Below are 13,431 nucleotides of genomic sequence, written 5' to 3' on the forward strand. Positions count from 1 at the left end.
ATATGAAATACAGAAAGCTGGGGAATACGGGACTGGATGTCTCCGTATTAAGCTACGGGGCGTCCTCGCTCGGAAGTGTGTTCCGGGATGTGCCTAAGGAAGAGGGTATCCGCACGGTGCATACGGCGCTGGATATGGGGATTAATCTCATCGATGTCTCCCCTTACTACGGCCTCATGAAAGCGGAGACAGTGCTGGGCGAAGCGCTGCAAACTGTACCGCGCGACAAGTATATCCTGAGCACGAAGGCCGGACGTTACGGCGAGGGGGAATTCGATTTCTCCAGAGAGCGGATCATCCGCAGTGCGGAAGAGAGTATGGGCAGACTGGGCACAGATTACTTGGATATTTTGCTGCTGCATGATATTGAATTTGGCTCGCTTACGCAGGTGATGGAGGAGGGGATTCCGGCGCTGGAGGAGCTGAAGCAATCCGGCAAAATCCGCTATTATGGCGTGACCGGCCTGCCGCTGAATATCTTCGAGACCGTGTTGTCGAAGACCGCACTGGATGTTATCCTGTCCTACTGCCACTATTCGCTGAATGATACTACGCTGCTGCGGTTGCTTCCGCTGCTGGAGAGCCAAGGCACCGGACTGATCAATGCTTCGCCGATCTCCATGGGGCTGCTCAGCAACCGCAAGGTGCCGGACTGGCATCCGGCGAGCGCCGAGATTCAGGCCGCGTGTCAGCGTGCGGCGGAATTTTGCCGGGACAAGGGAGAAGAAATCGCCAAGCTGGCGGTTCAATTCTCTACAGCGAATGAGCAGATTCCTACGACACTGGTGAGTACGGCAACGCCGGACAATATCCGCAACAATATTAAATGGACCGAAGAGCCGATCAATGAACAATTACTGGCAGAGGTACTGGACATTCTGAAGCCGATCGACGGGGCGACTTGGCCGAGCGGACAGCCGGAGTGGAACGAAGCACAGAGCCGGAACGGGGAGCGCTTATAATGAAGGGAATTATTTGTGAGGAGATCGGAAAGTTCGTATTCCGCGAGGATCTGCCGGAGCCTGAGCTGCAGGATGGAGAAGCCATTGTAAGCATCCGCCGGATCGGCATCTGCGGGACAGACCTGCACGCTTACCGGGGGAACCAGCCTTATTTCACTTATCCGCGTGTGCTGGGGCATGAGCTGTCAGGGATCATTGAGCGCATTGGAGACAATTCACAAGGGCTTCGCGCAGGGGATCAGGTCAGTGTCATCCCCTATCTGCATTGCGGAGAGTGCCGGGCCTGTCTGAACGGTAAAACGAATTGCTGCCAGAAAATGAGAGTATTCGGGGTTCATCTAGACGGCGGAATGCGGGAACGGGTGAGTCTGCCTGTAGGCAATCTGCTGAAGACAGACGGGCTGACGCTGGATCAGGCGGCCATGCTGGAGCCGCTGGCGATTGGTGCCCATGCGGTGCGGCGCTCAAGAATCAGCGCCGGGGATCAGGTACTTGTGATTGGAGCAGGCCCGATCGGACTTGGAGTGATGGCCATGGCCCGGTACGCCGGTGCGAAGGTCATTGCGATGGATGTCAACGATGAACGCCTGGCCTTCTGCAAGGGCTGGGCCCAGGCGGAGCATAAGGTAAGCGCCTTGAAGGAGCCGAAGCAACAGCTATCGACGCTTACAGACGGCAACTTCCTGCCGCATGTCATTGATTCCACCGGCAACATCTCTTCTATGGAGGGAGCTTTCGGACTGGTGGGGCATGGTGGTACGTTGACTTATGTCGGCTTGGTCAAAGGGAACATTACCTTTAGTGACCCGGATTTCCATGCCCGGGAAATGACGGTGCAGGGCAGCAGAAATGCGACCCGCGAGGACTTCGAACGGGTGATTAGCGCCATTAGGGACGGTTACATTGATGTGGACCGCTATATTTCCCACCGCTGCTCATTCGGGGAGATGACCGGCCAGTTCGAGAGCTGGCTGAATCCTGAATCCAAGGTGATCAAGGCATTGGTTGAGCTGAATTAACTGCGAAGGAGCGAAGCAACGATGACAAGTACGGAACAGAGCCAGCGGTTATGGTACAGTGAACCGGCACAGGAATGGAATGAGGCGCTGCCGATCGGCAACGGCCGGCTCGGGGCGATGATCTTTGGCCGGGCGGCCGAGGAGAAACTGCAGCTCAATGAGGATTCCGTATGGTACGGAGGTCCGCGTGACCGCAACAACGAAGATGCGTTGCCCCACTTGCCGAAGCTCCGCCAGCTGATTCTGGAAGGCAAGCTGCAGGAAGCGGAGGAGCTGGCGGCCATGACGATGGTGGGGCTGCCGGAAGCGCAGCGCCATTATCTGCCGCTGGGCGACCTGCTGCTGTCATTCAGCGGACATGAGCAGCCAGTGGAAGAGTATAGCCGTGAGTTGGATCTGGAACGCGGCGTATCGCGGGTGAGTTATTCCACCGGCGGAGTCCGGTATACCCGTGAGTTGTTCGCCAGCTTCCCGGATCAAGCCATCGTGCTGCGGATCACCTCTGACCGGAAGAACGCAATCTCCCTGAAGGCCAGATTTAACCGCCAGAACTGGAGAATGCTGGAGAAGACCGAGAAATGGAATGACAGCGGGCTGGTGATGGGCGGAGAATGCGGCGGGCGCGGGGGCAGCTCCTTCGCTGCTGTATTAAAGGCCGTCACAGAAGATGGAATCTGCCGCAACATCGGCGAATACGTGCTGGTGGAGGGGGCAAGCTCGATAACGCTGCTGCTTGCTGCAGGAACCACGTTCCGCCATCCCGATCCGGCGCTGTATGCCAAGCGGCAGCTTGAAGAGCTGAGTAGCGTTCCTTATGACAAGCTGCTTGCCCGTCATGTCGCGGATTACCGCAGCCTATACGGCCGGGTTGCGCTGACGCTGCCGGAGGACCCGGAGCTGAGCGGACTGCCGACCAGTGAACGGCTAAATCGGTTCCGGCAGGGAGGAGAAGACCACGGACTGATCTCGACTTATTTCCAATATGGCCGTTATCTGCTGATTGCCTCTAGCCGTCCGGGCTCCTTGCCTGCAAATCTGCAAGGCATCTGGAACGACAGCTTCACCCCGGCCTGGGACAGCAAATTCACGATTAACATTAACGCGCAAATGAATTACTGGCCGGCTGAACTTTGTAATCTGGCGGAATGCCATGAGCCGCTGTTCGATCTGATCGAACGGATGCGTGAGCCGGGACGGGTGACTGCGAAGGTGATGTACGGCTGTGGCGGCTTCACGGCACATCACAATACTGACATCTGGGCAGATACTGCTCCTCAGGATACGTATCTGCCAGCATCGTTCTGGCCGCTGGGAGCAGCTTGGCTGTGTCTGCATATGTGGGAGCATTACCGGTTCGGTCAGGACCGCCATTATCTGGCGAATGCCTACGATACGATGAAGGAATCTGCACAGTTCCTGCTGGATTATCTGATAGAGGATGAGTCGGGCCGGCTGATTACCTGCCCGTCCGTCTCGCCGGAGAACACCTACCAGCTACCTGGCGGGGAATCGGGCGTGCTGTGTGCCGGAGCCTCTATGGACTTCCAGATTATTGAGGCGCTGTTCAAGGCCTGCATCCAGAGCGCGGAGATTATTGGCCGGGACGAGGCATTCCGCGAAGAGCTCCGCTCAGCGCTGGATCGTTTGCCAGGGCCGCAGATCGGTAAATACGGCCAGATTCAGGAATGGATGGAGGATTACGAAGAGGTAGAGCCAGGGCATCGGCATATTTCGCATCTGTTCGCGCTGTATCCGGGGGATGCCTTCATGGTGGAGCATACGCCGGAGCTGGCGGCAGCGGCCCGTACGACGCTGGAACGCAGACTTGCCAGCGGCGGTGGACATACCGGCTGGAGCCGGGCATGGATCATTAACTTCTGGGCCAGACTGCAAGATGAGGGCAAAGCCTATACCAATGTCCGGGCGTTGCTGGAGCATTCGACCCTGCCTAACCTGTTCGACAATCATCCGCCTTTCCAGATTGACGGGAACTTCGGAGGAACAGCGGGCATTGCGGAGATGCTGCTGCAGAGTCATACAGATAGGATCAGACTGCTGCCTGCTTTGCCAGCGGACTGGAGCGAGGGCAGTGTCAAGGGACTGCGGGCAAGAGGCGGCTATACCCTCGATTTCACCTGGAGCGGTGGACTCGTTACGGAAGCAGTGGTAACATGTACCGTATCCGGCCCTTGCCGGCTCGAAGGTCCAGGACTTGATTCCGTATCGTTCACAGGAGAAGCGGGAAGCTCGTATACATTCACCCGCTGTGGCTGAATAGTAGGCTATGTGGTTAACGAATACTATAAGACAGTACACTGGGATTGGCGCATTTGCGTCAATCCCTTTCTGCTGTGATTGGCTAGAACGGCGCGTGGGCCGAATGTATGCGAAAAACTGAACAGCAATTTACTGGGGGACGGCGCGTGGGACATATGAAGAGCACAAGTGCCCCTGATTCCGCTTTCATTCGTTTTCATCCGTCTGCACCCGCCAAAATCCTGCCAACCCGAGGAGGCCGTCAACACGCTCAACGCCACGCACAGCCAGCTAAGAAAGAACGGCAATTCCGCTGCCGTACTGTAAGCAAACGTTTTCTTTTTATGAATTTTCAGGGGGGAAGACCTATATTCTATGAATTGTAAGCGCATTCTGAAAACGTATAATTAAAGTTGTCACCAAGAGAAAATAGAAACATAAGCGATTAGCCAAAAAGGGGAGGCATAATAACATGCACAAAACGGCAAAACGTTCAGCTAAGGCCGCTGCGGCCGGTGTACTAGCACTCACACTGGCACTTACAGGCTGTGGATCAGGCAACAACACTAACACCGGAGGCAAAAATTCAGCCACTGGAGGTAACGCCAGTCCGGCAGCAGCAGGAGACGACACTGCACCCGTAACGTTCTCGGTATTCATGAATGGTCCCGGACAACAGCCAACACCTGACAATAAGATTCTGAAGCTGATCAAAGACGAGACCGGAATCACCTTCAACCAGGAATTCCTTGTCGGCGACCTGCAGCAGAAGCTCGGTGTCATGATTGCCGGAGGCGACTACCCGGACATCCTGTCGGGCGACGACAAATTAATCAACGCCAAGGCATACATTCCGCTTGAGGATCTGATTGAGAAATACGCTCCCAACCTGAAGAAGCATTACGGTGCGGTCTGGAACCAGATCAAGGATGAGAGTGACGGCCACATCTATGTACTGCCAAGCTATGGCGTCTATCAAGGTAAAATCACCGAGCCTACTTATCAGGGACCAGGCTTCTGGCTGCAAAAAGGTGTGCTTGAGGAAATGGGCTACCCTACTCCTAAGACCCTGGATGAGTATTTCGACATCATTGCCAAATATAAAGAAAAACACCCGGATATGATCGGGTTCGAATCACTCAACTTCGACTGGCGCGTGTTCCCGCTGCAGAATCCCCCAGAGCATCTGTCGGGGCATCCGAATGATGGGGCCGTTGTTGTAGATAACAATGTAGCACAGATTTTTGCCGACAAGGATATGTCCAAGACGTACTACAAGAAGCTTAATGACATCAACGCTCAAGGCTTGATGGACAAAGAAGCCTTCGTACAGAACTATGACCAGTATCTGGCCAAGGTAGCAAGCGGTAAGGTAATCGGGATGTTCGACCAGCACTGGAACTTCCAGGACGGCGAGAAATCCCTGATCTCCCAAGGCAAGCTGGAAAATACGTATATCGGCTTCCCTCTGCTCTATCCGGGTGCAGAAGAATGGTATCGTGACCGCGGAGCGGTCGGCACCAACCGCGGATTCGGAATTTCGATCAATGCCAAGGACCCTGTCCGCATTCTCAAATTCTGGGATAAGATGATTACCGAGGATTGGCAGAAGACGCTTCAATGGGGCGTGAAAGGCGAAGATTATGAAGTGAATGCAGACGGCTCCTTCTACCGTACGCCTGAGCAACGGAACAATGCAGAGCAGACCAGCTGGCAGGTTGCTAACAAAATCTCAGGGATGTTCGGTTACATGCCTAAGATTCAAGGTACGTACAGCGACGGTAACGCAGCAGATGCCGGCACACAGCCGCAGGAATTCTTCGACAGCCTGAAGCCTTACGACCAGAAGATTCTGAAAGCCTACAACAAGAAATCCTGGTCCGAATTCTTCAAAGAACCAAAAGAGAACAACATCTACTTCCCTGCGTATTCCGTCGTGCTTAAAGATGGTTCACCAGCCCAGCTCGCACAGTCCAAGCTGAATGACCTCATGATTAAATATTTGCCGAAAGCCATTATGGCCAGTCCTGCAGAGTTCGAGGGCGTATGGCAGGATTATGTGGACAGAATCCACAAGCTGGACATCAAGGCCTATGAAGACCGGATGAATGAAGGCATCCAGCAGCGCATCGAAAAATGGAGCGTTAAATAAACCATTCAATACAGAAATAGGAGCGGGAAATGTTATTTCCCGCTCTTCCTAAATAGGACTGCGTGAATAGGACAACGTGGAGAGAATGATTTTTACAGGAGGGAATACAACATGTCTGATGCCGTACTGGACAAACAGGTCAAAAAACAGAAGACCCGAAAAAGCAAAATCGATCCGGAAATCGGTGTGGAACTCAGCTGGAAAACACTGAAAACACAGAAGCAGCTTATTTTTATGTCTGTGCCCATTGCACTCTATCTGATTATCTTCAACTATGTTCCCATTTGGGGCTGGCTCATGGCCTTTCAGAATTACCGCCCGGCGGTGTCCTTTGGCCAGCAGGAATGGGTAGGCTTGCAGCAATTCAAATTCTTATTCTCTGATGATACTTTTATGCTGGTACTTCGCAATACCATTGCCATGAGTTTTATTAACCTTGTACTGGGTACGGTTACGGCTATCGGTCTGGCGCTGCTGCTGAATGAGATCAAGCTCAAGTTCTTCAAGCGTGCGGTTCAGTCGATTTCCTATCTGCCGCACTTTCTGTCCATGGTTATCGCTGCGGGGATTGTGTCCACTTCACTCTCCATCGATGGCGGGATTGTCAATGTCGTTCTAATGAAGCTTCACCTGATTAAAGATCCGATTATGTGGCTCAGTGAAGGGAAATACTTCTGGGGCATTATCGGGGCGTCGAACGTGTGGAAAGAGGTGGGCTGGGGCACGATCATCTATCTGGCGGCCATTACCTCCATCGATCCTTCCCTGTACGAGGCAGCTTCCATTGACGGCGCGAAACGTTTTCAAAAGATGCGTTATATCACGCTTCCGGGAATCAAGGCTACCTTCGTGATTTTGCTGATTATGAACATTGGACATATTCTGGATGCCGGCTTCGAGCTTCAATATTTGCTGGGCAACGGACTTACTGTGGACTATTCGCAAACCATTGATATCTTTGTAGTGAAGTATGGTCTGGCTATGGGTAACTACTCGCTGGCTACGGCGGCAGGGATCTTCAAAACGATTGTCAGTGTCATTCTCGTATTCATCGCAAACAATGTCGCAAAACGCCTCGGCGAAGAGCGATTACTATAGAGGAGGAAGCCCATATGAAAGCCGGGACCAAAGGTTCAAGCCGGATTGAGCCGGTTGTATTTCATACATTCAACACGATATTTATGCTCTTTGTGGTTACTGTCACACTTTATCCGTTCCTCCAGACGCTGGCGGTATCCTTCAATGACGGCAGTGACACGCTTACCGGGGGAATCTATCTCTGGCCCCGTGTATGGACGCTGGAGAATTACCGGGCGGTCTTTATATCAGGAACAATCTATCATGCCGCATTTATCTCGGTATCCCGTACGATTATCTCAACGATGCTTGGTGTATTCCTGACTACGATGTTGGCGTATGCACTGGCGCAGCCGCAATATATTTTCCGCAAAAAGATCGGCCTGCTGTTCATCCTGACTATGTATTTCAATGCCGGACTGATTCCGAACTACTTCCTGATCAAGAATATGGGCCTGCTGCATAACTTCATGGTCTATATCCTGCCGAGTCTGGTCAGCGCGTTCAACCTGATTATTATGCGGACGTATATCCGCGGACTTCCGTTCAGCCTTACCGAATCGGCGAAGATTGACGGGGCAGGAGAATTCAGAATTTTCTGGAAAATCATCTTCCCGCTGTGTACGCCTGTACTGGCAACTGTCGCACTCTTCATCGCGGTAGGCTCATGGAATTCCTGGTTTGACACATTCCTGTATGCCTCCTCGGATATCAAGCTTAGCACCCTGCAATACGAAATGATGAAGATGCTCGGCTCGATTATGAGTGCGAACAATGATCCTTCGATGCTTGCGGGAGGCCAGAACAATCAAGTACAGTCACTGGTTACGCCAGCTTCCATGCGTTCAGCGATTACGATCGTTACAGCGGTCCCGATTCTGTTCGTCTACCCTTTCTTGCAGAAGTATTTCGTGGTAGGATTGAACCTGGGTAGCGTAAAAGAGTAATTGTCACTACGTATTATAGTAAGAAAAATATGTATACTATAACCGTTTCGGGTGCAGCCGAAGCGGTTTCTCCTGTTCCATATTGGTGAGCGTTGCAGAACTCAAAATACTTCATTAAAGATGGTGATCCAATGCTTAAGGTACTGTTTGCCGACGATGAGCCGCTGATGCTGGAAGGGCTTCGGTTCCTGGTAGACTGGGAGAAATTGAACTTTGAAGTGTGCGGTGAGGCGCTGGATGGGGAGGACGCGCTGGCGCTGATTCACAGCACCCGCCCTGATCTGGTTATCACCGATGTACGTATGCCGGTCATCGACGGCCTTGAGCTGATCCGAAGAACGTCTGAGAGCGATTGCCGTCCGAAGTTTATTATTTTTAGCGGCTATGCTGACTTTGAGTATGCCAAGCGGGCGCTTAAATACGGAGTATCCAATTATCTAACCAAGCCTCTGGATGAAAACGAGCTGACGGAGGCGCTGCAGACGGTCACGGAACAGATTCTTAAGGAACGCAAGGCGTCCTCACGGCGTGAAGCGCTCTCGGCGCTGATGCAGGAGGATACGGTATCCCGGCTCCTGATGCGGGAGAATACGGAGGAAGAGCGCGAGCAGGGGCTGAAGACGCTGGGGATCGCCCCCGCCTCGCGGCTATGCTGTATATTGGTCCATGGACCCGCGCCGGACAGCTTGCATATGCGCGAGCAAGTCGCCGCCATGAGCGGCAAGGAGCCGCTGCGCAGCCTTGCGGTCTATCCGTTCACCGCAGGCAGCGGGAAGCACGGATACTTGCTGGTGTCCCCGCAGGAAGGGCCGGAGCTTGACCGGGCACTGCTCACCAATTGGATGGAGGAGCTGCGGCCGCTGTATCCCACGCCTGTCTTTTTCACGGCAAGTCTTCAGCATCAGGGCCCGGAGGCGCTGAATACGGCATACCATGAGGCGCTGGCTGCTGAGCTGTGCAGGCCGGATGCCCCGGGGGGCGAGGTGGCCGGTTTCTTCGAGAAGCAGGATAAGACGCAGATGGCTATGCTTCCGGCAGAGCTGAGACGATCGCTGCTGCAATCCGTCACCGAAGGGAAGGTTGAACATCTCACTGCGCAGCTTGGCGAGGTGTTCAGGATTTTCTCGGCGGAGGTGGCTTCAAGCTCATGGATCGACGCTTTTCTGGCCAATGTCAAAGCTGAGCTGCTACGTGAAATTACCGCCAGAGGGGGAGACTATACGCAGTGGGTGCAGAAATGGTTCCCGTCCCGGCACACGGCAAGCTGTCTGCCGCTGCTTGAGCGTCAGATAGAGGAAGAGCTATGTGAGGCTGCAGAGTGGTTCGCTGCTGCTGCGGGCGGCAGGGCAGAGGATCAGATCGTGTCCGCAGCGATAGAGTATGTCCGCGGGCATTATCAGGAGAAGCTGAAGCTGCAGGATATTGCGGGGCATCTGCATGTGAACTCCGCCTACCTGGGACAACGGTTCAAGAAGTATTACGGCAGCTCCTTTAACGATTATCTGCATGAATACCGGATTGAAGAAGCGAAGAAGCTGCTGCGCCGGACCGATATGGGAATTACGGATATCGCAAGCAGAGTGGGCTATTCAGACGCCGATGTGTTCGCCGCCAAGTTCAAGGCGCTTAACGGAGTTACGCCTTCGGCATACAAGAAGAGTTAAATCAAGAGGGAGGAGGGGGCCTGCATGAAGGATAACCGGAAGCCATCTGCTTTCATCAATGATATTCCGCTTAAATACAAGTTTTTGTTTATCTACTTACTGTGTGTGCTCGTCCCCATACTTAGCATCAATGCCCTCTTTTATGTACAGATCAGCCGTAATGTGGAGGCACGGGAGAGGGAGAACCTGGAGATTTCGGTAGACCGGGTAGTCTATGACCTGATGCAGATCGTGAACGAATGCGTGGCCATCAGCAATACGGTAGCTGCGGACCGGCCCTACATGGAGATGATGGATTACGCCTATCCGGATAATGAGGCTTATTATGATGCCTATAATGATTCTCTGAAGGATAAGCTGCGGCAGTACAGCACTCTCCACTCCTATATTTCCTGGATGGGCATATACACCTCTAATCCGACGATCCAGAACGGCAACAGCTACTTCAATCTGTCGTACGCGGATAAGCAGAGTGAATGGTACCGCAAAATCTCAAGCAGCACAGGTAAGGTGCTGCTCACTTCTTATCAGGGGACCAACCCGCTGAATCCGCCGCAGCAGGAGGTGCTGGTCAGCCTGATCCGCAAGCTGGATAACTTCACGGGCCAGCCCTACACCAAATATCTGAGGATTGATCTGCGGCTGAACAACATGCAGGAGCTGTTCCAGAAGGAGCGTGACTATCTGGATTTCAAGCTGCTGGATGAAAAGAACCGGCTCGTGCTGGCTTCGGACCGTTCCTTCTCCTCGCTGGATGCGAGTGCCTTGCTGAATGTGGACACCAGCCTTGACCAGCCTTCCAAGCAGATTGTCCGGGCGCTTAGCAGTGCGGCCTATACCAAGGGCTGGCGGCTGGTCGGAACTCCTGAAGGGCGTAAGATCAATCATGAGATGGACCGGGCGCTCAGGAACTCGCTGATTCTGGTCCTGCTGACGATCATCCTGCCCACTCTGCTCATGATCGTGATTATACGCTCCTACAATCTGCGGGTACGGCTGCTCTATAAGCATATGAAGCTGGTCAAATATGAGCAATTCGAGAGCATTGATATGTATGAAGGGAAGGATGAGATCGGCGGTCTGATCCGCAGCTTCAATCTGATGACCGATAAAATCCGTAATCTGATCAATGATGTCTACAAGCTGGAGATTCAGAAAAAGGATCTGGAGCTGGAACGGGTCCGGGCAGAGCTGAAATATCTGGAGAGCCAGGTAGACCCTCATTTCCTTTTCAATACGCTGAATGCGATCCTGGTCATCTGTAAGAAGTATAAATATGAACAAGTCACCGATGTCATCCGCAATCTGGCCCTGATTATGCGCAGGCTGCTGAGCTGGAAGGATGATCTGATTACGGTGGAGGAGGAGGTATCCTTCATCGAGATGTACCTGCAGATTGAGAAGTTCCGTTTCCAGAACCGGTTCTCTTATGTGCTGGATATTGCGCCTGAGGTGCTGAACTGCCGGATTCCCAAGATGAGTATACAGGCTCTGGTGGAGAATTCCTGCAAGCATGGCCTGCAGTCGGTCAAATGGGCAAGAGAAATCCACGTGTCCGCTTCTCGGAATGACACAGGTCTGCAGATTATAGTGACTGACAATGGCAAAGGAATCGAGAAAGAGAAGCTGGAATGGATCAAGTCCCATCTGGAGACAGAGGAGGATACGGGACAGAATGTCGGGCTCCGCAATGTGTATAAACGCCTCAAGCTGTACTATAACGGCAGAGCCGAATTCAGTATTGAGAGCACCGAATACGAACGTACGGTCATTACTATCCAGATTCCGGGGGAGTTTGAGTCTGGTTCCGATGGGGGAGGGAGCTCATGTATAAAGTAGTGCTCGCAGATGATGAGACGATTGCCTTAGAGGGGCTGCGGACGCTAACCGACTGGGAGGAGCTGGGCTTCGAGGTATGCGGCTCCTGTGAGAACGGGGAGGAGGCACTGGATGCCATTATCCGCAGCTCGCCCGATCTTGTGATTACGGATATCCGCATGCCTGAGATTGACGGGCTTGAGCTGATCCGGCGCGTTCGCAGCCTCGATATGGAGCAGCCGATCTTCATCGTGCTCAGCGGCTACGGCGAATTTGAGTATGCCAGAACAGCTATTCGTTACGGGGTAAGGCACTACCTGCTGAAGCCGGTCGTCGATGCGGAATGGGATAAGGTGCTTACAGACATTACGGATGAGCTGGAGCTGCGCCTTAAGCAGACTATGCAGCAGAGTATGCTGGCCAGCCAGCTGCTGCCGCTTGCGATTGCGCGCATGCTTGAGGGCCACTGGGCGGAGCCGGAAGAGGAGGCGGCCGAGCAGATGGACCGCCTGGATGAGGCAGCCACAGGCTGGACGTATGTGCATGTGGAGGGCCAGAGCAGCAATGTTACGGACCTCTGCCGGGAGCTGGCCGGACCGGCCGGCGCCCTGTTTATTGATCTGCCCGGGGATCAGGCAGGGCTGGTCGTTGAGAGCCCGGAGACGGCAGCCGGGCTGGCGGATCAGCTATACGCCGGGCTGACCCGCAGCGGTGTGAAGGGTTCGGTCAGCATCGGGCCAAGTGTGCGTTCCCTCCGCGAGCTGCCGGTCTCCTACCGGGAAGCGGCAGGCGCTGCGGCCCGCCACTACTTTTATTCGGATGGAAGTGGTCCGGTGAATTCGGCCAGCGAAGCCGAAGGCCAGGTGAACTATACGCTTCCTTCCGCAGAGCTGATTGAGGAGCTCTTCAGCGCAGTGGAGCGGCTGCATGAGCAGAAGGTGGTGGAGAAGCTGAGCGAATTGTTCAGCGTGTTCAAGGAGAACAGGACAGATCCGGGCGTCGTACAGATGACGGGCATGGATATCATGCTGCGGAGCATGGAGCTGCTGAAGGAATTCGGGGGTGCGGACGATCAGTGGATCGGCACGCTTGATTTTTTCAGAACCGAGCCCAAATCCCTGGAAGCTCTGCAGGTCACCCTGGAGACAGCGCTGGGAACCAGTATGAATTATATCCGCCAGCACAAGGAGCGTAACTCCGAGCATCCGCTGATACGCGTAGAATGCTTCCTGAGGGAGCATTATTCGGAGCATCTGACGGTGAAAGAGATTGCAGAGCATTTCTATATCAATCCGGTGTATCTGGGCCAGGCCTTCATCAAAAAGCACGGCATCAGCATTCTCGAGTATATTCATAATTTACGGATTGAAGCGGCTAAGAAGCGGCTGATCGACACTCATGACACGGTCAGAAGCATTGTGGAGAGTGTCGGCTATGTACACTATCATCATTTCTTAAGAGAGTTCGAGAAACGGACGGCGCTGAAGCCCGTTGCGTTCCGGGCGCAGGCTCAAGCGCAGGGCGGATAACAAATAG

General features: G+C 53.6%; 9 protein-coding genes. All 9 read left to right on the forward strand.

Annotated elements, in window-relative coordinates; all coding sequences use genetic code 11:
* The first annotated feature begins 2 nt into the window (after positions 1 to 2).
* The 9 genes from NST43_RS10155 (at position 3) to NST43_RS10195 (ending at position 13,424) form a co-directional block, all read left to right on the forward strand.
* Positions 3 to 962 carry an aldo/keto reductase gene (locus NST43_RS10155; protein WP_339224176.1) on the forward strand — a complete coding sequence of 320 codons (960 nt, stop codon included), beginning with the start codon at positions 3 to 5 and terminating at the stop codon, positions 960 to 962.
* Positions 962 to 1,981, forward strand: coding sequence for a zinc-binding alcohol dehydrogenase family protein (locus NST43_RS10160; RefSeq protein ID WP_339224178.1), 1,020 nt, complete (start codon positions 962 to 964; stop codon positions 1,979 to 1,981). The genes NST43_RS10155 and NST43_RS10160 overlap by 1 nt, the downstream gene beginning before the upstream one ends.
* Before the next feature lie 21 nt (positions 1,982 to 2,002).
* Positions 2,003 to 4,255, forward strand: a complete 2,253-nt coding sequence (locus tag NST43_RS10165) for a glycoside hydrolase family 95 protein (protein ID WP_339224180.1) — start codon at positions 2,003 to 2,005, stop codon at positions 4,253 to 4,255.
* A gap of 454 nt (positions 4,256 to 4,709) precedes the next feature.
* The gene (locus NST43_RS10170) at positions 4,710 to 6,389 is read left to right on the forward strand and encodes an extracellular solute-binding protein (RefSeq protein ID WP_339224182.1); all 1,680 of its coding nucleotides are present in this window, start codon (positions 4,710 to 4,712) and stop codon (positions 6,387 to 6,389) included.
* Between the two features lie 111 nt (positions 6,390 to 6,500).
* The gene (locus NST43_RS10175) at positions 6,501 to 7,487 is read left to right on the forward strand and encodes an ABC transporter permease subunit (RefSeq protein ID WP_036693453.1); all 987 of its coding nucleotides are present in this window, start codon (positions 6,501 to 6,503) and stop codon (positions 7,485 to 7,487) included.
* A 14-nt stretch (positions 7,488 to 7,501) separates the two neighbouring features.
* Positions 7,502 to 8,413, forward strand: coding sequence for a carbohydrate ABC transporter permease (locus NST43_RS10180; protein ID WP_339224185.1), 912 nt, complete (start codon positions 7,502 to 7,504; stop codon positions 8,411 to 8,413).
* Positions 8,414 to 8,544: 131 nt separating this feature from the next.
* Positions 8,545 to 10,077, forward strand: a complete 1,533-nt coding sequence (locus NST43_RS10185) for a response regulator transcription factor (RefSeq protein ID WP_209992433.1) — start codon at positions 8,545 to 8,547, stop codon at positions 10,075 to 10,077.
* A gap of 24 nt (positions 10,078 to 10,101) precedes the next feature.
* On the forward strand, positions 10,102 to 11,916 hold the full coding sequence (locus NST43_RS10190; protein WP_339224187.1) for a sensor histidine kinase: 1,815 nt from the start codon (positions 10,102 to 10,104) through the stop codon (positions 11,914 to 11,916).
* Positions 11,904 to 13,424: a response regulator gene (locus NST43_RS10195; RefSeq protein WP_339224189.1), complete on the forward strand. Its 1,521-nt coding sequence runs from the start codon at positions 11,904 to 11,906 to the stop codon at positions 13,422 to 13,424. The genes NST43_RS10190 and NST43_RS10195 overlap by 13 nt, the downstream gene beginning before the upstream one ends.
* The last annotated feature ends 7 nt before the right edge of the window (positions 13,425 to 13,431 follow it).

The organism is Paenibacillus sp. FSL H8-0332 (assembly GCF_037963835.1).
In the GTDB taxonomy this organism is placed as follows: Bacteria; Bacillota; Bacilli; order Paenibacillales; family Paenibacillaceae; genus Paenibacillus_AQ; species Paenibacillus_AQ rhizoplanae.